Source organism: Streptomyces sp. A01, from assembly GCF_059026195.1.
Window position 1 is genome coordinate 273349 of record NZ_JBWLKN010000008.1, and the last position, 20239, is coordinate 293587.

15 protein-coding genes and 1 pseudogene are annotated in these 20239 nt (G+C 69.7%); 13 read left to right on the plus strand and 3 right to left on the minus strand.

The genetic code is table 11. From position 1 onward, the window contains the following. Nucleotides 1–34 precede the first annotated feature (34 nt). From AC5P1B_RS13780 to AC5P1B_RS13825, 10 genes are all read left to right on the plus strand, one after another. Entirely contained in the window at nucleotides 35–1252 is a 1218-nt protein-coding gene (locus tag AC5P1B_RS13780; RefSeq protein ID WP_493887283.1) for an FAD-dependent monooxygenase, read from the plus strand. Between the two features lie 131 nt (nucleotides 1253–1383). Continuing rightward, entirely contained in the window at nucleotides 1384–2346 is a 963-nt protein-coding gene (locus tag AC5P1B_RS13785; RefSeq protein WP_493887284.1) for a UbiA family prenyltransferase, read from the plus strand. Nucleotides 2347–2582: 236 nt separating this feature from the next. Further along, nucleotides 2583–3593, plus strand: coding sequence for a mevalonate kinase (gene mvk / locus AC5P1B_RS13790; RefSeq protein ID WP_493887285.1), 1011 nt, complete (start codon nucleotides 2583–2585; stop codon nucleotides 3591–3593). Beyond that, on the plus strand, nucleotides 3583–4626 hold the full coding sequence (gene mvaD / locus AC5P1B_RS13795; protein ID WP_493887286.1) for a diphosphomevalonate decarboxylase: 1044 nt from the start codon (nucleotides 3583–3585) through the stop codon (nucleotides 4624–4626). Before mvk ends, mvaD begins: the two co-directional genes overlap by 11 nt. Further along, nucleotides 4626–5756 carry a phosphomevalonate kinase gene (locus tag AC5P1B_RS13800; RefSeq protein ID WP_493887287.1) on the plus strand — a complete coding sequence of 377 codons (1131 nt, stop codon included), beginning with the start codon at nucleotides 4626–4628 and terminating at the stop codon, nucleotides 5754–5756. The genes mvaD and AC5P1B_RS13800 overlap by 1 nt, the downstream gene beginning before the upstream one ends. Beyond that, nucleotides 5753–6844 (plus strand): type 2 isopentenyl-diphosphate Delta-isomerase, encoded by a 1092-nt coding sequence (fni, locus tag AC5P1B_RS13805; protein WP_493887288.1) that lies wholly within the window; start codon nucleotides 5753–5755, stop codon nucleotides 6842–6844. The genes AC5P1B_RS13800 and fni overlap by 4 nt, the downstream gene beginning before the upstream one ends. 29 nt (nucleotides 6845–6873) lie before the next feature. Beyond that, the gene (locus AC5P1B_RS13810; protein WP_493887362.1) at nucleotides 6874–7896 is read left to right on the plus strand and encodes a hydroxymethylglutaryl-coenzyme A reductase family protein; all 1023 of its coding nucleotides are present in this window, start codon (nucleotides 6874–6876) and stop codon (nucleotides 7894–7896) included. Nucleotides 7897–8971: 1075 nt separating this feature from the next. Continuing rightward, nucleotides 8972–9538: a hypothetical protein gene (locus AC5P1B_RS13815; RefSeq protein WP_493887289.1), complete on the plus strand. Its 567-nt coding sequence runs from the start codon at nucleotides 8972–8974 to the stop codon at nucleotides 9536–9538. A gap of 663 nt (nucleotides 9539–10201) precedes the next feature. Further along, nucleotides 10202–12400, plus strand: coding sequence for an MMPL family transporter (locus AC5P1B_RS13820; protein WP_493887290.1), 2199 nt, complete (start codon nucleotides 10202–10204; stop codon nucleotides 12398–12400). A 394-nt stretch (nucleotides 12401–12794) separates the two neighbouring features. Further along, a complete protein-coding gene (locus AC5P1B_RS13825; RefSeq protein ID WP_493887292.1) occupies nucleotides 12795–13148 on the plus strand; it encodes a YciI family protein in 354 nt (117 codons plus the stop codon). A 156-nt stretch (nucleotides 13149–13304) separates the two neighbouring features. Here AC5P1B_RS13825 and AC5P1B_RS13830 read toward each other — a convergent pair whose 3' ends face one another. The 3 genes from AC5P1B_RS13830 to AC5P1B_RS13840 form a co-directional block, all read right to left on the minus strand. Then, nucleotides 13305–15122, minus strand: a complete 1818-nt coding sequence (locus AC5P1B_RS13830) for a pentapeptide repeat-containing protein (RefSeq protein WP_493887293.1) — start codon at nucleotides 15120–15122, stop codon at nucleotides 13305–13307. Between the two features lie 203 nt (nucleotides 15123–15325). Beyond that, nucleotides 15326–16426, minus strand: coding sequence for a PP2C family protein-serine/threonine phosphatase (locus AC5P1B_RS13835; protein ID WP_493887295.1), 1101 nt, complete (start codon nucleotides 16424–16426; stop codon nucleotides 15326–15328). Continuing rightward, entirely contained in the window at nucleotides 16395–17564 is a 1170-nt protein-coding gene (locus tag AC5P1B_RS13840; protein WP_493887296.1) for an FUSC family protein, read from the minus strand. Before AC5P1B_RS13840 ends, AC5P1B_RS13835 begins: the two co-directional genes overlap by 32 nt. Before the next feature lie 845 nt (nucleotides 17565–18409). Between AC5P1B_RS13840 and AC5P1B_RS13845 the strand changes: the two are divergent. From AC5P1B_RS13845 to AC5P1B_RS13855, 3 genes and pseudogenes are all read left to right on the plus strand, one after another. Continuing rightward, nucleotides 18410–18811 (plus strand): annotated as a pseudogene (locus tag AC5P1B_RS13845) (transposase); the annotation flags it as partial. A gap of 238 nt (nucleotides 18812–19049) precedes the next feature. After that, nucleotides 19050–19634 carry a dihydrofolate reductase family protein gene (locus tag AC5P1B_RS13850; RefSeq protein ID WP_493887364.1) on the plus strand — a complete coding sequence of 195 codons (585 nt, stop codon included), beginning with the start codon at nucleotides 19050–19052 and terminating at the stop codon, nucleotides 19632–19634. Continuing rightward, on the plus strand, nucleotides 19631–20044 hold the full coding sequence (locus AC5P1B_RS13855) for a VOC family protein (protein WP_493887298.1): 414 nt from the start codon (nucleotides 19631–19633) through the stop codon (nucleotides 20042–20044). The genes AC5P1B_RS13850 and AC5P1B_RS13855 overlap by 4 nt, the downstream gene beginning before the upstream one ends. Nucleotides 20045–20239: the final 195 nt, after the last annotated feature.

The window sequence follows — 20239 nt, forward strand, 5'->3', positions numbered from 1 at the left end:
CATCGCTCATCCGTACAGAAAGGCGACAGCCGTCATGACCGAGGTAGCTTCCGCCGGCATCGTCATCGCCGGGGCCGGGATCGGAGGGCTGACGGCCGCGCTGGCCCTCCACGCCCGAGGACTGCGCGTGACCCTGCTGGAGGAGGCGCCCGACATCCGGCCGCTCGGTGTCGGAATCAACATCCAGCCCGCGGCGATCGCGGAGCTGACCGCCCTCGGTCTGGGGGAGGAGCTGGCGGCCACGGGCATCGCCACCCGCGAGCACCGCTACCTGGACCACAAGGGCGCCACCTTGTGGTCAGAGCCGCGAGGCATCGCCGCGGGCCACGAGGCTCCGCAGTACTCGATTCAGCGCGGCGAACTGCAGATGACACTCCTCGACGCGGTGCGCTCCCGCCTCGGCCCTGACGCGATACGCACGGGGACCCCGGCGCGCGGGTTCGAGCAGGCCGGAGACGGGGTGCGGGTGCGCGTGGGTACGCCGTCCGGCGGCGAGTCGATCCTCGAAGCCGACGCGCTGATCGGTGCGGACGGGGTGCACTCGGCCATCCGGGCGCAGCTGCATCCCGACGGGCCGCCGCTGCGTCCGACTCCGGTACGGATGTGGCGCGGCCTCACCGAGGTGCCCGGGTTCATCGACGGGAAGACGATGATCATCGCGTCCGACGACCGGGCCAACCGGATCGTGGCGTACCCGTGTTCGCGGCAGCACGCCGAGCGCGGCACCGCGTTGCTCAACTGGGTGGCCCTGGCCGCGGACCCGGACTGGCACGGCGACGTGCCGCTCGGCCCGGGCACGTTCGAGGACCTCCTGCCGCACTTCGCGCACTGGGACTTCGGCTGGTTCGACATCCGCTCGACCCTGGCGGCGAGCCCGCAGATCATGCACCACGTGATGGCGGACCGCGACCCGCTGTCCTCCTGGGGCGAGAACCGGGTCACGCTTCTCGGTGACGCGGCACACCCGATGTACCCGATAGGGGCCAACGGCGGCACACAGGCCATCCTCGACGGCGTCACCCTGGCGGCGGAACTCGCCGACGGCGGCGACGTCGCGGCCGCGCTCTCCCGATACGAGAGCGTCCGCCTCCCGGCCACCAGCGCGATCGTGCGCGCCAACCGCACCATGGACCGCTCCGAACGAGCCGTGGCCGGAGGCCCCGGCGGTGATGTGGCGGGCAAGCTGGAGACCATCACACGTGGCTACCGCGCGGTCGTCGAAGGCTCACAGACGTCGACCACCCGTCCCTGACAGAGCGCAGCGGGCTCCCCTCCTGTGGCCCGGGCCCCCGGCCCCCGGCCCCGCAGATCCCGCTGCGCCGCACAACGAAGAGAACGAAAGGCAACCCCTTGTCAACCACCGATACTTCAGCCCGCGCCAGGTTGACTAAGATCCTCACAGATACCAGCGCTGATGACCCCGTCAGGCCACCACTGGGAACCAGCGTCAAGTACTACTTCTTCATCCGCCGACCCGAGTTCCTGCCGGGCCACATCCTCATCGGTCTCGCGCCGTTGATGCTGGGCGCGACGAGCCGGGACGAGTTGCTGTCGCTGAACGCGTTGGTGGCCCTGCTGTTCGCGATCGTCAACATGCAGCTCGCGGACCAGATCAACGCCCTGGCCGACCGGGAGGAGGACGCGGCGAACAAATCCCGGTTGTCCACGGCCGTCTACGGTCTCGGGGTCCCGCGTGTCGTCACCGACATCATCCTCACCAGTGTCCTCTACTTCGGCATGGCCGTCTTCCTGGCCATCCGGACCGGACACTGGGACCTGTTGCTGATCGTGCTGGCAGGCTGGGTCGTGGGCGCCCAGTACTCGCTTCCTCCGTGGCACCTCAAGAGCGCTGGTGTCGGCCAGCTGTTCGGTCTGTATCTGTGGGTGTTCATTCCTCAGCTGTTCGTGCTGCGTTCCTACGAGAACGACCTGGAGTGGACCAACGTCGTCGCCACGGCGGCCCTGACCGTCGTGCTGGTCGCCCTGTTCACCACGAACCAGGTCGAGGACTACTTCGACGACGAGGAGTTCGGCGTCCGGACCTATGTCCGCGCGCTCGGCATCTCCCGGACTCTGAGCGTGCAGTCCGTGATCCTCTGCGTCGGTTCCCTGCTGATCGTCGGCTCGGTGTACCACAACTCGGGCTTCAACTGGGCGATGATCTTCTTCATCGCCGCCTGGCTGGTGTGCCAGACGTTCATGTTCGCCATCGCCAGGGACGTACGAGCCCCGATCGAAAGCGCGGTCACCAAGGTGCGTAAGAAGTCGCTCGTCGGCCCGTACCTCAGCATGCTGATGAGCAGCATGACGGTGCTGGTGGGGCTCGCGGTCCTCATCGACCGATAAGCGGATGTGACCGTATCGGCTGGACCGGTGCTGGTGATGACCGGCCCGGTTCAGCCGCCCCGGCGGTGCCGCGCGCCCACGCGGCACGCGAACCGCTGCCCGCGCCGCCCTGACAGGGGCACGGCGGGACGGTCGCACGGGGGTGCGGGCGTCTCAGTGGCCGCGCTCGGCGCGAGCCCATCGTGAAATCCGACTCATGAAATCCGACGCGGGAAACAACTAGGGGGTTGAGTGCGTTGACTTCGCCGACCTCGGCACAGGGGCTGCCGGGCGACCGCGGCACACGCCGCACCGGAACCGGGCGCGCCCACGGCAAGGTCATCTTGATCGGGGAACACGCGGCCGTCTACGGCGCTCCGGCACTCGCCGTTCCGGTTCCGCGATTGCCGGTGACGGCGAGCGTCGCGCAACTCCCGTACGCCACCGGCGGTCTCGGCGAGGTCTCCTTCACGGTGACCGGCTCCGTGTCCGGCCCGGTGGCGATGCGGGCGACCGACGGCCTCCAGCGTCTCGTGGAGGAGTTCAAGAAGTCCACGGGAGTCACTGACGACGCCCACATCGAGGTGGTCGTCGACTGCGCCATCCCGCTGGGGCGTGGTCTCGGCTCCAGCGCGGCGTCCGCGAGGGCGATCGTCCTGGGCTTGGCCGATCTCTTCGATCGCGAGCTCGACGACAGGGCGGTCTTCGATCTCGTGCAGATCGCGGAGAACGTGGCACACGGGCGGGCGAGCGGCGTGGACGCACTCGCCACGGGCGCCCCGGCTCCCATCTTCTTCTCCGCCGGGGCGGCCCAGGAAGCGCGCGTCGGCTTCGACGGCTGCTTCGTCATCGCGGACAGCGGCGCGGCGGGCGGGACCAAGGAGGCGGTGGAACTGCTGCGGTCCGCGTTCGTACGCGAACCCGGCGCGCGGGAGGAGTTCGTGCGCCGCGCGTCGGAGCTGATCGGGTCGGCTGTGCGCGATCTCGCCGCGGGCCGGGCGGGTGACCTCGGCAGTCGGCTCACCGACTACCACGAACTCCTCAGCGGAGCGGGCCTGAGCACGGAACGGATCGACGCCCTGGTCGACGCGGCGCTCACGGCCGGCGGCCTCGGTGCCAAGATCAGCGGCGGCGGGCTGGGCGGCTGCATGATCGCGCTGGCGGGCGAAGCGGCCCAGGCGCGGGAGATCGCGGCCCGGCTGCACGACGCGGGCGCGGTGCGGACCTGGATCGCGCCACTGACGAGGAGCACCGACCATGCGAGCTGACGATTCCCCGACGCGCCCGTCCTCCCCGCGTACGCCGGTCCTCGCGGATGGCGCGACGGCTGTCGCCCATCCGAACATCGCGCTGATCAAGTACTGGGGGAAGCGCGACGAGCGCCTGGTCATCCCGTGGACGAGCAGCCTGTCGATGACCCTGGACGTCTTCCCGACGACCACCAGCGTCCGGCTCGCCCCCGAGGCCGGGACGGACAGCGTGGCGCTGGGCGGCGCGCCCGCGACGGGCGAGGCCCTGCGGCGCGTCATCACGTTCCTCGACCTGGTCCGGGGCATGGCCGGGCGTGCCGACCGGGCGGTGGTCGACACCCGCAACACGGCCCCCACCGGGGCGGGTGTCGCCTCGTCGGCGAGCGGGTTCGCCGCCCTGGCCGTCGCCGCCGCGGCCGCGTACGGTCTCCGTCTCGACGCCACCGCGCTCTCGCGTCTGGCACGGCGCGGCTCGGGGTCGGCCTCCCGGTCGGTCTTCGGTGGCTTCGCGCTCTGGCACGCGGGCCGGGAACCGGACGCCGACCTCAGCTCGTACGCGGAGCCCGTGCCCGCCGGGGATCTCGACCCCGCCCTGGTGATCGCGCTGGTCGACGCCGGTCCCAAGGCGGTGTCCAGCCGCGCGGCCATGCGGCGGACCGTCGAGACCTCGCCGCTCTACAGAGCCTGGGCGGATTCGAGCGAAACCGACCTGGCCGACATGCGGGTCGCGCTGGGCCGGGGCGACCTCGACGCGGTGGGGGAGATCGCCGAACGCAACGCGCTGGGCATGCACGCGACCATGCTGGCCGCGCGCCCCGCGGTGCGCTACCTGTCACCGGCCACCGTGTCGGTACTCGACGGTGTGCTCCAGCTGCGGCAGGACGGCGTGTCCGCGTACGTCACCATGGACGCGGGTCCGAACGTCAAGGTGCTCTGCCACCGTGCGGACGCGGACCTGGTGGCCGAGGCGGTGCGGGCCGTCATGCCGCGCGGCTCGGTGGTCATCGCCGGGCCCGGGCCGGGCGCCCGCTTGCTCACCGAGGCCCGGTAATGCCTTCGCAGCGAGCGGTGACGCGGCACGCGCCGGGCAAACTGTTCATCGCCGGTGAGTACGCCGTGATCGAGCCAGGAACCCCCGCGATCCTCATGGCCGTCGACCGGCACATCGGCGTCACCGTGTCCGAGCCCCACGGCGCCGACGTCGTGATCGTCTCCGATCTCCTGCCGGGGGAAGCGCGGTTCCGGCGGCACGGGGGCGGACTCACCTGGTGCGGCGCGGACGACGGCGAGAGCGCACGCGGCGGCCTGGCCCACATCCTGTCGGTCATCGAGGTGATGGACGGGCTGCTGGCGGAGCGCGGGCTGCCCGCACCCGGGATACACCTCTCGGTCAGCAGCCGACTCCACGACGGCGGAACGAAGTTCGGCCTCGGATCGAGTGGCGCCGTCACGGTGGCGACGGTCGCCGCCCTGGCGGCGTACTACGGCATGGAACTCTCGCTGCATGCCCGGTTCCGGCTCGCACTGCTCGCTACGGCGCGCATCGGAACCAGCTCCTCCGGTGGTGATCTCGCCGCCAGCACGTGGGGCGGCTGGATCGCCTACCGCGCGCCGGACCGGGCCGCCGTCGTCGCCATGGCGCAGCGCCAGGGCATCGAGGAGACGACGCGCGCGCCGTGGCCTGACATGGAGGTGCGGCGGCTCCCGCCGCCCGCCGGACTGACGACGGAGATCGGCTGGACCGGAACACCCGCTTCCACCGCCTCGCTCGTGTCGGGCCTCAACGCGCGGCAGTGGCGCGGGAGCGCGGCGCACCAGCGCTTCGTCGAGCGCACCACCGACTGCGTGCGCGCGTCGATCCGCGCTCTTGAGCACGGGGACCGCCACGAACTGCTGCACCAGATCCGAGCCGCCCGTCACACGCTCGCCGACCTCGACGACGACGTGCGGCTGGGTGTCTTCACCAGCAGGCTGACCGCGCTCTGCGAGGCCGCCGAGGCACTGGGAGGCGCGGCGAAGCCGTCCGGGGCGGGAGGCGGTGACTGCGGTATCGCCCTGCTGCCCGCCGAAGCGGAGCCGGAGATACGGCAGTTGCGGACCCGATGGGCCGCCGCAGGGGTGAGGCATCTGCCGATGCGATTCGCCGAGGAAAGAACAATGGAGAGGAATGTCGCGCAATGATCGCTGAACGCAAGGACGACCACGTTCGGCTCACCGTCGAACAGCAGCGCCGGCACAGCGGGCAGAACGAGTTCGACGACGTCACGTTCGTTCATCACGCCCTGGCCGGCATCGACCGGTCCGATGTGTCCCTGGGCACCCGCTTCGCCGGCATCGACTGGCAGGCCCCCCTCTACATCAACGCGATGACCGGCGGCAGCGTCAACACCGGCGTCATCAACCGGGACCTCGCCATCGCCGCGCGGGAGACCGGCGTGGCGATCGCCTCGGGCTCCATGAGCGCCTATTTCAAGGACGAGTCGTCAGCGGGAACGTTCAGCGTGCTGCGCCGTGAGAACCCGGACGGCTTCGTCATGGCGAACATCAACGCGACGGCGTCCGTCGACAACGCGCGGCGGGCCGTCGACCTGCTGGAGGCCAACGCCCTCCAGATCCACCTGAACGTCATCCAGGAGACGGCGATGCCGGAGGGCGACCGCTCGTTCTCGTCCTGGGCGCCGCAGATCGAGAAGATCGTGGCCGGTGCCGAGGTCCCGGTGATCGTCAAGGAGGTCGGCTTCGGCCTGAGCCGCGAGACCGTCATGGTGTTGCGGGAACTGGGCGTGCGCGTCGCGGACGTCGGCGGTCGCGGCGGCACGAACTTCGCCCGCGTGGAGAACGACCGCCGCGAGGTGGCCGACTACGCGTACCTCAACGACTGGGGGCAGTCCACTCCGGCCTGCCTGCTGGACGCGCGGGGTGCCGGAATCCCGGTGCTCGCCTCCGGCGGTGTCCGTCATCCGCTCGACGTCGTCCGCTCCCTGGCGCTCGGCGCGTGCGCCGTCGGCGCGTCCGGTGGCTTCCTCCGCACCCTGCTCGACGGCGGTGTCGAGGCGCTGACCACCCAGATCTCCACGTGGCTCGACCACGTGGCGGCACTGATGACCGCACTCGGGGCCCGGACCCCGGCTGACCTGGCCCACTGCGACGTACTGATCCAGGGCGATCTGCGCGCGTTCTGCGCCGAGCGGGGAATCGAGACCCGGCCGCTGAGCACACGCTCGCCTTCCCTCCACACCCCCGACCCGACGACGGGAAGCACACGATGAGCGACAGCAAGGAAACCGCCGGGGTCCCGATGAGGTGGGTGGGGCCGATGAGGATCTCGGGGAACGTCGCGACCACCGAGACCGAAGTCCCGCTGGCCACCTACGAATCGCCGCTGTGGCCCTCCGTCGGCCGTGGCGCCAAGATCTCCATGCTGACCGAGCGCGGAATCGTCGCCACCCTCGTCGACGACCGGATGACGCGTTCGGTGCTCGTCGAGGCCGAGGACGCCCAGACCGCGTACGCGGCCGTACAGCACCTCGACATGCGCTTCGACGATCTGTGCAAAGTGGTACGCGGCTGCAGCAGGTTCGCCGAACTCGTCGCCGTCCGGCACGAGATCGCGGCCAACCTGCTGTTCATCCGGTTCGAGTTCACCACCGGCGACGCGTCCGGGCACAACATGGCCACGCTCGCGGCCGACGCGCTGCTGGCCCACATCCTGCAGACCGTTCCTGGACTCTCCTACGGGTCGATCTCGGGGAACTACTGCACCGACAAGAAGGCGACCGCGATCAACGGCATCCTCGGTCGCGGCAAGAACGTCGTCACGGAACTGCTCGTCCCGCGCACCGTGGTCGAGGACAGGCTGCACACGACGGCCGCCCGGATAGCCACCCTGAACGTGCGCAAGAACCTGGTCGGAACGCTGCTCGCCGGGGGGATACGCTCGGCGAACGCGCACTTCGCGAACATGCTGCTCGGCTTCTACCTGGCGACAGGCCAGGACGCGGCCAACATCGTCGAAGGCTCCCAGGGAGTGACGATGGCCGAAGACCGCGACGGGGACCTCTACTTCTCCTGCACGCTGCCGAACCTGATCGTGGGCACCGTCGGCAACGGCAAGGGCCTCGGCTTCGTCGAGGAGAACCTGACGCGGCTCGGCTGCCGGGACGAGCGCGAGCCGGGGGAGAACGCCCGGCGGCTCGCCGTCATCTGTGCCGCCACGGTGCTCTGCGGTGAGCTGTCCCTGATGGCGGCGCAGACCAACCCGGGCGAACTCATGCGCGCCCACCTCCACCTGGAACGCGAGACCACCCCACGGGTCGCCTAGAACCACCCGTTCCATCCAGTCCACCACCGCCCGCGACGCCGTGCCGTACACCGCTGCCCGGGACGCCGTGCCGGGCGCCGCCGCACCGCGTCGCCGCGCCCCGGGCCGGTCGTCCGGCCGCCCGACGTGGACGGCGCTCCGAGGAGCCGGACGACCGGCGTCCCCGGCTACGGCCCCGGCAGCGCCGCCGGGCTCTTCACCGGGAACAGCGCCCCCGGTGACCGCGCCCACCCGCGGGTCGCGGCGCACCGCGAAGCGATCGAGCGCCGACGGCCGGTCGGCCACGCCGGGTACGGGGAACCGCGCCAGTGGTCCTTCCCCGCTGACGGAGGGGAGCGTTCCGTGCCGCGGGGGACCGGCGGACCGTACCGGCTGGTCGCACTGGCCGGTCATGCCGGTCACGCCGGTCACCGGCGCGGCCGCGAGCCGCGCCGGTGCCGCACCCCGTACGGGCGGTGCGGCGCACGGCTCGTACGGGGTGCGTCCACGCGAGGGCGAGCCGTTCGTCGTGACGCGCTGCCGGGCGCCCGGCTGTGCGGGGCCGCGCGGCGTCGAAGTGGCCTCGCTCTTCACGATCGTACGCAGGCGGTCGGTCATCGCCCGGACTCGCCGGTGCAGTTCGGCAGGGTTGAGGCACTCGTAGGTGTCGGCGAGGATCGCCTTGTCCTCCGGGGTCACGCGGCTGTGGCGTGCGGTGCGGCGACAGGGAGTGGCCGTCTCGTACTCCTTCCGGCGCCGGTCCTCGCGCTCGCCGCCGGGAAGCGCGTGCTGCTGCGGGTAGAAGTAGTTCGTGAGCCGTGACAACGCGGCCCAGATCTCGTTGAGGAGCGACAGCTCAGCGGACGTGTCGTAACGGTTCCCGCCCGTGATGGCGTGGAGCATGCTCCAGTTCTTCTGGCCGACGTGATGACTGCCGCGACCGCCGGGGCGCGCGTGGGTGAACGTCACCCTGCGCTGTCGGCACCAGCGCAGCAGGACCTCGTCGGTCTCCGCGCCGTGGCTTCCGCAGTCGAGCCCGAGCATCGGGAAGGGAAGGTTCCCGGCGATCTCGTTCAGCGCCAAGGGGAGCTGGCCGATGTCCCGGACCGTGCGGTTCTCGGTCCAGCCGGTGGCGATGTCGGTGGCGGCGACCGTCCGCGCGCAGTCACCGGTCGCCGCATCGCCGTCGTGGCGTACGACCGCGATCTGGAAGAACCCGGGGCGGCTGTGGTCCCACTCCGCCCACGTGGCGAGCGGGAGTTCGCCGCGCAGCCGGGAACCGGGCCTCAGGCGGGGCGCCGTGCCGGGCTGCTGCCGGTGCGGTCCCAGGCGGCGGTCGATCGTCGCCGCCGACATCCCCGTCAGCAGCTCCGCGCTCCGGTCGTCGATGGTCAGCTCGTTGTGGCGGCGCAGCACCGGCACCAACTCCGCGAGCACGGGCGCCAGTCGCTTGCCCGTCGGCCGGTCGAGGATGGTCCAGCACAGCGCCAGCGCGGCGACGACTTCCGCGTCGTACTTGGCGTACCCGCCGTACGCGGGCCTGGCGGGCTTCGGGCGTGCGGCCTTCACCAGCGCCTTACGGGCGTGGCTGCGGTGCCAACCGGTCGCCGCGCACACCTCGTCGAGGACGCGTGTCTTCTCCTGCTTGCCAGCCTGGGCGTAACGGGTGGCGTACGCGCTGGTCAGCGCCCTGCGCTCGGCGAGCGTCGCGGCACGCTCGGCGCGTGGGCCCGCCGTCGGGACGGCCGGGGTCCCGGCGGCCCGCTCCGGGGGAGCCGCGCGGTGCTCTCGCGCCGAACGCGGGCGCACAGACGCCGCTGCCCACCCTTGCGGAGGCGAAGCCGCCGGGTGGTCGCACACGAGGTTCCCCGTTCCGCTCCGCACCATGGCCTTCCCTGATCTCGTCACTGTTCCCCCGAAGACTTCGGCCTCTTGGCGAGACCCTTCGCCTGTTCGTCGGATGAGCGAGGCCCGGAATCGACAACCGCCGCGAGATCACCAGTCGATTGTCCGCATTGCCGGTAAAAGCGAGGAGTGTTCGGGGTGGTTGACGCACCGAAACTGCCTCTGCGGGCGGCCGCGCCCCACGGTTGGCTCGTGCTCAGGGCGGTGGCGCCGCATCTCACGCGCGCCTTTTGTGTGCGGCGACGCAGCAATAGCGACGGGCTCGACAGCCCACTACTCTAGGTGCGATTGATATAACAGTCAGCAAGCAGGGGACACACGGTAAGGGATACGGAAATTGTTGACCCGTTTTGCTCATCTTGCGGTCAACCGGCCAAAAGCGGTCCTCGTCAGCGCGCTTCTCTTCGTGATTGCGTGCGGCGTGCTCGGCGCATCGGTGATGGACCATCTCAAAGCTGGTGGATATACCGCGCCGGATGCCGAATCAACCCGCGCTACGAAGATTGTCGACGAACACTTCAGCGGTGCTCAGCCGAATCTCATCATCGCGATCACCACGAATGACGGCGTTGACAGCAAGGCGGCACGGGAAGCCGGCGCGGACGTCACGGACTGGCTGAAGTCGCACAGCGATGTCGAGAACCTGCGGTCCTACTGGACCGCCGGACCGGAACTCGGTTCGGCGCTGCGCAGCAAGGACGGCGCCAGCGGTCTGGTCACGGCCCGGATCGACGTGGGGGAGACCGATCTCCCCAAGGTCGGCCAGGAGATCAAGGACGACGTTCCCCGGCCGGACGGCGTGAAGGTCCGCGTCGGCGGTTACGGCACGTTGATGGCCGAACTCAACAGCCAGGTGAGCCGGGACGCCGCCATCGGCGAGGCCGTGGCCTTCCCCATCTCGCTCATCGTGCTGATGGTGGTCTTCGGCAGCCTCATCGCGGCGGGTCTGCCGCTGGTCATCGGCGCGGTCTCCATCATGGCGACACTGGCGATCCTGCGCCTGGTGACACTGTTCGCCGATGTGTCGATCTACGCCCTCAACATGACGACCGTGCTCGGACTCGCGCTGGGAATCGACTACAGCCTGCTGCTGGTCAGCAGGTACCGCGAAGAGCTCCGCGACGGGCTCGACGTGAAGGACGCCGTAGTGCGCTCGGTCCAGACGGCCGGACGCACCGTGGTGTTCTCGGCGCTGACCGTCGCCCTCGCGCTGGCCGCGCTGATCGTCTTCCCGATGTTCTTCCTCAGGTCGTTCGCCTACGTGGGGGTCGCCGTCGTGCTGGCCGCCGCGCTCGCGGCGGTCCTGGTGCTCCCCGCGATGCTGACCCTGCTCGGCAAGCGCGTCGACAAGCTCGACATCCGTATCCCACTGCGCCGTTGGTTCCGGATGGGCCCCCCGCGGGTGGTCGCACCGGAGCACAGCGGCTGGTACCGCATGGTGGTCGCCGTCACTCGCCGCGCCGTACCGATCGCGATCGTGACCACCGTCGTCCTGGTCTCCGTCGGACTGCCGTTCCTGTCGTCGAAGTGGGGTCACCCCGACGACCGCGTGATCACCGCCTCCGCGTCGGAGAGCCGCCAGGTGGGCGACCTGGTGCGCGAGAAGTTCGAGCAGGACGTGGCCGCCTCGTCGACGGTCGTGCTGCCCGGCTTCAAGGGTGACAGCGAGGACATCGCCACGTACGCGAGCAAGCTGTCCCAGGTCGACGGCGTGTCCAACGTGGCAAGCGCGGCCGGCACGTTCGTCGACGGGGCGCGGGTCGGACCCGCGGACGACGGACTGGTCAACGACGCGGGCGCGATGGTGCGCGTGGGCACCGCGCTCGACCCGTACTCCGACAAGGCCGAGCGGATGCTGGAAAGGCTGCGCGACGTGGAAGGCTCCGGCGACGCTCTGTTCGCGGGGGCCATCGCGGAGAAGCAGGACGTGCTCGAAGCGCTCTCGGAACCGATGCCGTACGCCATCGCGCTGATCGCGCTCACCATGTTCGTGCTGCTGTTCCTCTTCACCGGCAGCGTGGTGCTGCCGATCAAGGCACTGCTCATGAACACGCTGTCGCTCGGCGCGGCGTTCGGCATGACGGTGTGGGTGTTCCAGGAAGGACATCTCTCCGGTCTCCTGGACTTCACCGCGACCGGATACCTCGTGGCGAACATTCCGGTACTGATGTTCTGCCTCGCCTTCGGTCTGTCCATGGACTACGAGGTGTTCCTGCTGTCCCGCATCCGTGAGGAATGGCTCGCCTCGGACCGCACCGCCGAGGCCAACACCCACGCTGTGGCGATGGGAGTCGCCCGCACGGGCCGCATCGTCACGGCGGCAGCCCTGATCATGGCCATCGTGCTGACCGGTATGGGCATCTCGAAGGTGTCGTTCATGCAGCTCTTCGGCCTGGGCCTCGCCCTGACCGTGCTCGTGGACGCCGTCATCGTCCGGTGTCTGCTGGTCCCGGCGATGATGCGGCTGATGGGCAGGTTCAACTGGTGGGCACCCGCCCCTCTGCGGCGGCTGCACGAGCGCATCGGTCTCACCGAGGAGGCACCCCCGGCCCCCAAGGCGCCCGCACCCGAGCCGGTCCAGGTCGGCAAGGGCCAGACCGAGAGCAGCATCTCACCCTGAGGCAAGCGGCGTTCCGCCGCGGCCGCGCCCGCCGACCGGACCGCCGGGCCCCGAACCGCCTCTCCCAGGCGGTTCGGGGCCCGCCCGCGTTTCCGCGCGCAGCCGTCGGCATGCCGTCTCACGGGCAGCCGGTTCCCGCCGGCGGTACGGTGTCGGTCCACGAGCACCGCGACTCCGGTGCCGGACGGGGCCAGTCCGGTACCGGTCTGGTCCCGTCGACAGCGGCGGGGCGGAAGTTGTAGCGTTCCCCGTGGCCCATGAATGATCTTGGAGGCCGGGGCGGGGCGAAGACCTCACATAACCGGCCCCCGCGGACGCCTCGACGTCATGAGCCGTGCAAAGCCGCCCTGTCAGTGGGGGGGGGTGGCGGGTTCCAGAAGGAGGGCATCGGGCGGTGGCGGAGTACCTAGTGCTCATCTATGAGGATGAGGGGCGGACTGCCGGGCTTGAGCCGGCGGCCGACGCCGCGCTCGTGGACCAGTTCCAGGAGTTCATAGCGCGCAACCAGACAACGGTGCGGCGTGGCCAGCGGCTGTACCCGGCCTCCACGGCCAGTTCGGTCCGCCGCGAACCCGACGGCGGTGTGCGCGTCACCGACGGCGCCTTCATCGAGTCCAAGGAGGTCGTCGCGGGCTACTTCCTGATCGAGGCGGAAGACCTGGACGCGGCGCTTGAGGTGGCCAAGCAGATCCCGGTGCCCCACGGCGGTGTCGAGGTACGCCCGGTCCGCGCCGCGCCTGACATCTGATCGCCGAAGCGCCGCACCCACCCGTCCCCGAGGCCACTCAGTCCTACGGCATGTCCCACCACCAGCGGATGGCGGGAAGGCCGACGCCTCGGTGCGGAGGTGCTGGCCCGGATCGCTTTCGCCCTCGCTGGCAGCGGCTGTTCCAGCCCGTGGGGATCAACTCCCTCTCTTCACACGTCCCCGGATGGCGAGTGCTGCGAGACCTGATAGCACCGGCTCGGAGAATCGCGATGCCATCTCGATATACGTACCGGCCGTGGTGAGGTCCTGGCCGCTGGAGCGGAACACAACCGAGTTCAACGTGACGTTGAGTGCCTTCTCGAACCGCTTACCTGTGAAGCGGTCGCCCGTGGGGTTCTTCGGGTCAGGCTTGCTCATGACGGTCATCCACTCGCCGTTGACCTTTTCCCTGGTGATCTCCTGCCTCGGAGACGTGTCGGGCAGGCCGTAGCCCATCATCAGGGCGATGGTGGCCGTCATGGTGAGGGCGAGCCAGCCCAGGGCTCTGGACGCGCGTAATCCGTAGCCGGACAGCAGCCAGTACGCTTGGAGGAGCCAGCGTTCGGCCTTACGCCAATTGTGGCTGTGGCGGCGCATTTCCATCTCGCCGTAGTAGAAATCCGCGGCACCCGGCTCGTCTTTGGCGTCCTCGCGCGCCTTGCGCAGTTGGCGGTAGGTGTCGGCCAGTGTTGCCGGACTGGGGATGGGTCCATCTGTACGCCATCCTCGCCACCGTGCTTCCTCCGCGATGATCCAGCGGTGTGTCCACCGCGGTCCGCCTGGCGGTGTCCCGAAAGTGCACGAACCTTCAACGTGCAACTGATCCAGGTGATGAGCGCCGGTGAAGGCGCAGGATGACAAGTCGACATCGAAGAGCACCAGCATGGAGGCGTCCACTCCGGAGACGGAGGCCACTGAGGGACGGCGACTCAAGACGTCCGGCAATGTGGGTATGCCTGCCTGAGCGACATGGTGATGCACCGAAGTTATCGTGCAGCGGTCGATAAGGACGGCATTCGTCAGGTCAACCACAGCCCTGCTGACCTTGATGGTCACGGGAGCTTCCAGGCGGGCCTCACGGAGATTGATCCTGTCCGCTGCCACCCGCGTAACGGTTGGCTTCGTTACAGTGGCGCCTTTCATGTCGAGTTTCTCGATCCCGTCAGCGAACATGAACCAGGGCCCTACACCGAATGACGCCTCGTCGAACCGGATACTTCCACGGAACGCACTGCCGTCGAAATTCACGGTTCCTTGGAACGTGCCTTTCCCGAACCACGCGCCAAGATGGAACTCGGCATTACAGAACTCTGCCGCATCATCGAATTCTGCGGCATCGAACCGGGCGTACTTTCTGAAGACGGCGCCTTCGAACCGGGCGGTCGACCGGAAGGAAACATCCTCGAAGCCGGTGTACCCACAGAACTCCGCCGCACTGAAGCCGGCGATCCCGCTGAACCGGGATCTGCCGAACCGGACGTCGGCGCCGAATTCTGCCCGATTGAAGCTGACGTGTTCACCGAAGGCGACGCTGGTGAAGGTGGTGTTTCCTTCGAACGTCACTCCGTCGAAGACGGCATCCGCCTGAAATGACGCGCCATCAAAGCGTGCGACTCCATGATGGAAGTGAGTCCGGCTGAAGTCGGCATCCCCGTTGAAGGTGACCCCGTCAAGCCTCGCGTCCCCGTTGAACTCGGCTGCGAGGAAGTCGGCTCTGCCCACGCTGGGACGTCCTGTGTCCTGGTCACGTACGGCCGTGAGCAGCAACTCCAGCAATGCGGCGTCAAGTGCCGTTCCCCGCATGTCGACATCCGCGCCAGGTGAAAGAGTCTCCAGGTATGCGTCGCGAGCCGGACCGTTGGCGTGTCTCAGGCATCTGCCGCTGCCGCTGATCCCCACTCCTCGGCAGCCGACCGGGTCGTCTTCGACGGCCCCGATCCCGCAGTGACGCCAGTCTGGCGGTGTCACATCCATGCTGCTGATCACAGCAGCTGCCGGGGTTGCTCGCGGGCGGTTTCTTCACATCGCTTCTCCTGGAGGGTCCGACGCCGCTCTCACCGCGGTGAGCGAGACAACGAGTTGCCGGGCCCCAAGCACCTTTCGCGGACCCGCACCCGGGGCCTGGTCGTGATCGTGCGTGGTCCGTCGATCGTCTTCGTGGGGAGGGGTGCGTGTGGTCAGGGGGTGGTGCGTTCGATGGCGAGGAGTGCGGCGTCGTCCTCCAGGTCTCCGCGGGCGTGGTGGAGCAGGTCGTTCCGCAGGCCGTCCACGAGGTCGTCGAGGGGTTGCGTGCTGCGTGCCTGGGCGTGGTCGGCAAGGTCGTAGAAGTGGCCGGCCCGGTCACGGGTTTCGATGAATCCGTCGGTGCAGAGCAGCATCCGGTCGCCCTCGTCGAAGGGAACGCACTGGATGACGGGGTCGGCGTCCACCAGGTGGGCCAGCCCGATGGGGGCGCCTGGTGGCTCGGGGAAGTGGGTCTTGACCTGGCCGGCGTGGATGGTCAGTGGTTCGGGGTGGCCGCAGTGCACGACCCGGGCCAGGGGTTCGGCCGGTGGGATTTCGACGAGCAGGGCGGTGGCGAAGCGCTCGGTGAACAGTTCTCCGTGCACCGTCTCGATCTGCCGGTTGGCGCTCTCCTCCAGGCGCTGGGCGACGGCGGTCAGTGATTTCTCCTGGTAGGCGGCTTCTCGGAAGGAGCCGAGCAGTGCGGCGGAGGCGCCCACGGCGGGCAGCCCTTTGCCTCGTACGTCTCCGATGAGGATGCGGGTTCCGTGGGGGGTGTGCAGTGCCTCGTAGAAGTCACCGCCGATCCTGGCCTCCGACTCGGCTGCCAGGTAGGTGCCGCGTAGTGCGAGGGAGTGGATCTGGTGGGGCAGGGGCCTGAGCAGAGCGCGCTGGGCGGCTTCTGCTACCGAGCGGACCTGTCGTAGTTCCTGTTCGCGGCGTTGGCGTACCGAGCACGCCAGGAGGCTGGCCAGCGAGATGACGATGGTCGTCAGGACGGACACGTCGGAGTCCGGCCGTCCCCACAGGCCCTGCTGGATCTGGAGGAGCACGGTGGCACCGAGGGAGGCGCTGGCGATGGCCGCGGTGACGCCTACCGCGTTGGTGGCCGCGGCCAGTACGGGCACGGCGGCCATGACCGGCAGTACGTGCAGCCGGTCTGGCGTGGTGAGGTCGGCGACCGCGACGGCGATGAGGAGGACGAGCGGTGGCACGACCGCTCGTGCCCGTTCGGCCGTGGTCCTACCGGTGCCGACGGGTGCGGGTTCGTGCATGGTCGTCTTCTTCCGTGGGGCTGGGGAGGGTGGTCCGGGTGGGGCCTGCTGTGCTGCTCAGACAGGCCAGAGCTTGTTCCAGGTGCGCTACCAGGCGGCGGTCGACGTCGGGGGCGGCCGGCCGCTCGACGCCGGCGGCGACGCGGTTCTCCAGGCGCCGGCAGGCCCGCTGCGCCGCCGGGAGTACGGGATGCGGGCGTCCGCCCCGGCACGCGTACACGCACAGCGCCGTGCTCCGCAGCAGGCGTGCGCAGGGGGCGCGCACCTGGTCGCTCGTCGTCTCGTACGGCTTGCCGGGGCCGGCCGCCGGTGGGGGAGCTTGGTCCAGCAGCGACCCGAGGGCCTGTGCCCGGTCCGCTACCTCGTCGAGGGCGGCGAGGACGGTGTGGTCCAGGTGCCACAGTGCCCGGCGGGCGGCCGGGCGCACGTTCCACCGCGTGCTCTCGTGTGCTTCCGCGAGGGCGCGGCGTGCGTGCGCGGCGGCTTCCTCCAGCGCGGTGCTCCACTGCGGCCCCAGGACGGCCTCTGGCCGCCGCCCTTCCCCTGCGGAGGTCGCGAGACCTTCCAGGACGCCCGCCAGCCGCGTCCGCAGGGCGTCCAGCGCCTGTTCGGCGGGGCGCAGCCGCAGCGGCGGAAGGAGCACGGCGTTGAAGGCGATGCCGACGGCGATGCCGACGGCGATCTCCAGCACGTGCGGTACGACTTGGTCGCCCAGGTGGTCGCGGCCGACGACGAAGGCGAAGAGGGCGGTGATCGGGACGTGGACGCCGTGGTGACCGAGCTGGTCGTGCTCCGCGGCCACCACGGACAGGAACACCACGACGCACAGGCCCAGCCAGGCCGGGTCTACGAGGACGGTGGCGGGGAGCCCGATCAGCACGCCGATCGCGCAGCCGACCGCGTACTGCGCCCCCGCCACGCAGGAGCGGAGCACCGTGGACTCGGCGATCAGCAGCGCGGCCAACGCCGCCGGATAGGGGCGCTGCTCGCCCAGTACCAGGCCGCACATCCCCCACGCCAGCCCGGCCGCCGCCGTGGCCCTCGCCGCGCGTCTGGTCGTATGCGCTGCGAGCCGGTCTCGTGAGATCGCGGGCACCGACCGGCACAGGTTCGCCGTGCGCCGCTTGATCAAGGTCATGTCCGTGTCTGTTGCCTCTCATGCTCCGCTCCCGAAGCGCTGGAGCAGCGCACGCGGAGGTTTACGGAGCGCCAGGACCATCTCGCCGGCCCGGCGCCGTCGTCCATGAGCCTGTCCGGGGCCTTCCCACACCGGACAGGCGTCACGGGTGTGTTCTCCGTGCCACCGGCGGGGAAAACGAGATTTCCGAAAGAGAGGTCTTTCGTCCCTCGGACAGGGGCGAAGGTCCCGGGCCGCCGCCGCGGGGACCCGCGTCCCGGTCCGGTGATGAGGGTCTCCGGCCGCCCTGGACGTTCTCCGGGACGGTGTGAGGCGGCTGTGACCGTCTCCTCGGAGCCGGTCGCTGACACGCCACGGTGCCTGCGGGTCCCTTCAGCGGGCACCCGGTTGATCTTGCAGGGAATCCGCGGATACGTGCATTCGTGTCCTGTGGTGTGCCCGAAGGTGGTTTGCGGGCGTTTTCCTTATCTCGCCTACAGCCTTATCCGGCACGTTCTCAGGCGGATGTGCCGGGCGGAGCAGGCGGCTGAGTCGCCCCACGTGGAGACGTGGAGATATTGGCGTGGTGCCGGCCGCCGGCTTCCCCTGCCGTCGACAGGGCGGTTCGCCGGGGTGTAACGACCGGCCTCCCTGGGAAGGCGATGACGTCCCGGGTGGTTCCGCCGCCTGCGGCGGGGGCTGTGCGTGCTGGCCGTCCGCCCGCGTGCCGTGTCGGCCGCCACGGGTGGCGGGTGAGGGCAGGGCGGGTGGGCCCGTTGCCGCTCCGCACGGGCGGAGTGACGGCGGGTCCCGCTCTCGGCCGGCCCCGCCCTCGGGCAGCCTCGCTCGGGCGAGCCCTTCCAGCGCCTTCTCGATGGCATCCATCCGCCCTGTGTGTCGGAGGTCTCGACGAAGTCGCGGACCACGCACAAAGGGCCGTGGCCGCGTTCGCCAAGACCTGCGGCGCGAAGTTCCCCAAGGCCGTCAAGAAGAGCACCGACGACGTGGACGAGCTGCTGGCCTTCTACGGCTTCCCCGCCGAGCACTGCATCGACTTGCGCACCACGAACCCGATTGAGCCGACTTTCGCCACCGTCCGGCTGCGGACCAAGGTCACCGGGGGCGCCGGCAGCGCGGTCGCCGCCCTGGCCATGGTCTTCAAGCTCGTCGAGTCCGCCCAGCAGCGGTGGCGGGCCGTGAACGCACCCCACCTCGTCGCCCTGGTCCGTGCCGGAGCCCGCTTCGAGCGCGGCCACCTTGCCGAACGCTCCGAGAGCCACGCGGCCTGGACGACCGCAGATGATCCACAGGTCATGGCTCTTACAACCGGCGTATCCACCGCAGCCTGCGGCCAGACCCCCTCAGAGGCCCGGCAGCGGGGCCAGCGTGTCGGGCCGATGAGTTTGCCGGTTGCCTGCAGTCTTCCTTGTGACGTACCCGCCGCCGTCGGCGGATCAGGAAACGCCGGATCAATCCCGGTGTCATGGAGGAGAGATGGAGGCCAGGATGAACAATCCGATTCGGCTGTACATGTCGATGTCGCTCGACGGCTATATCGCCGGCCCGGACGATCGGCCGGGGCAGGAGCTCGGACGCGACGGTGGACGGCTCTTCAACTGGCTCGACGACCGGGAGTCCGACGGTCCGAGCGGCCAGGTCTTCCGCGAAGCGATGGCGACCGGCGCGGTGATCTCCGGCCGTCGGACTTTCGAACTCGCCGGGCGCTGGCAGGGCGACCACCACGACGGCGTGCCGATCTTCGTCCTCACCCACCAGGTGGATGACGGGGACGTGCCACCCGGCCACGCGCGTTTCGTCACCGATGTCGAGGACTGCGCCCGTCAGGCTCGCGCAGCCGCAGGGGACCGGCCGGTCATGGTCCATGGGGCGGGGGCGGCCCAAGCACTTCTCCGATCCGGGCAGGTGGACGAGATGGAGATCCACCTGATTCCGGTCCTCCTCGGGGACGGCCGACGGTTGTTCGACCACCTGGGTAGTGATCACGTCGAACTCGACCTCGTCCGACGGCTCGAGGATCGAGACGTCACGCACCTCCGCTACCGGGTACGTCGGCCCGAGGGGGCCGCGTGAAGACGCTCTTCGTCGCCTACCGCGTCACCGACCTGGACCGCTCGCTCGGTTTCTACACCGCCTTGGGCTACGTCGAACTGGGCAGAGTCGAGGGCGGCGACGGGGCACGCCTCGTGATCCTCAAGTTCCCCGACGAACCGGCGGCCTCGCTCGAACTGGTCCACCGCCCCGGCGACGGACCAGTCGACGTGGGCAGCGGTTTCGACCACCTCGCGATCCAGGTGGAAACGCTCACCACCACCCTGGAGAGGCTGACCGAAGCCGGCCTGGGGCCCGAACCCCTCCAGTACCCGGGCGGCCCCCACGGCCCGAAGACGTCGTGGCTCACGGACCCGGATGGTTACCGGATCGAGTTGGTGGAGTGGCCGTCCGGACATCCCGACGGCATCACCGCAGCAGACTTCGCCTGAGCCGGCCACGGTCTATGGAGTGATGAAGCTCCCCCTCGACGCGACCGCGGTGCAACGCGGGGCGGTATCCCACCCCACCGGGCCTTGACCCCGAATCCTGGACACGGGTTATGCGGCTGGTGTCAGCGTAGTTGATGCTGTTCGGAACGCTGTTTCTTACGGCCTGGTGCGCAATTGCCTCGCGCATGAGCCGCC

Excerpts from the sequence above, each read along its gene's own strand:
- AC5P1B_RS13780 (WP_493887283.1), top strand. The coding sequence starts at position 35 with ATGACCGAGGTAGCTTCCGCCGGCATCGTCATCGCCGGGGCCGGGATC.
- mvaD (WP_493887286.1), top strand. The coding sequence starts at position 3,583 with ATGCGAGCTGACGATTCCCCGACGCGCCCGTCCTCCCCGCGTACGCCG.
- AC5P1B_RS13800 (WP_493887287.1), top strand. The coding sequence starts at position 4,626 with ATGCCTTCGCAGCGAGCGGTGACGCGGCACGCGCCGGGCAAACTGTTC.
- fni (WP_493887288.1), top strand. The coding sequence starts at position 5,753 with ATGATCGCTGAACGCAAGGACGACCACGTTCGGCTCACCGTCGAACAG.
- AC5P1B_RS13810 (WP_493887362.1), top strand. The coding sequence starts at position 6,874 with ATGAGGTGGGTGGGGCCGATGAGGATCTCGGGGAACGTCGCGACCACC.
- AC5P1B_RS13815 (WP_493887289.1), top strand. The coding sequence starts at position 8,972 with ATGTCCCGGACCGTGCGGTTCTCGGTCCAGCCGGTGGCGATGTCGGTG.
- AC5P1B_RS13830 (WP_493887293.1), bottom strand. The coding sequence starts at position 15,122 with ATGGATGTGACACCGCCAGACTGGCGTCACTGCGGGATCGGGGCCGTC.
- AC5P1B_RS13835 (WP_493887295.1), bottom strand. The coding sequence starts at position 16,426 with ATGCACGAACCCGCACCCGTCGGCACCGGTAGGACCACGGCCGAACGG.
- AC5P1B_RS13840 (WP_493887296.1), bottom strand. The coding sequence starts at position 17,564 with ATGACCTTGATCAAGCGGCGCACGGCGAACCTGTGCCGGTCGGTGCCC.
- AC5P1B_RS13850 (WP_493887364.1), top strand. The coding sequence starts at position 19,050 with ATGAACAATCCGATTCGGCTGTACATGTCGATGTCGCTCGACGGCTAT.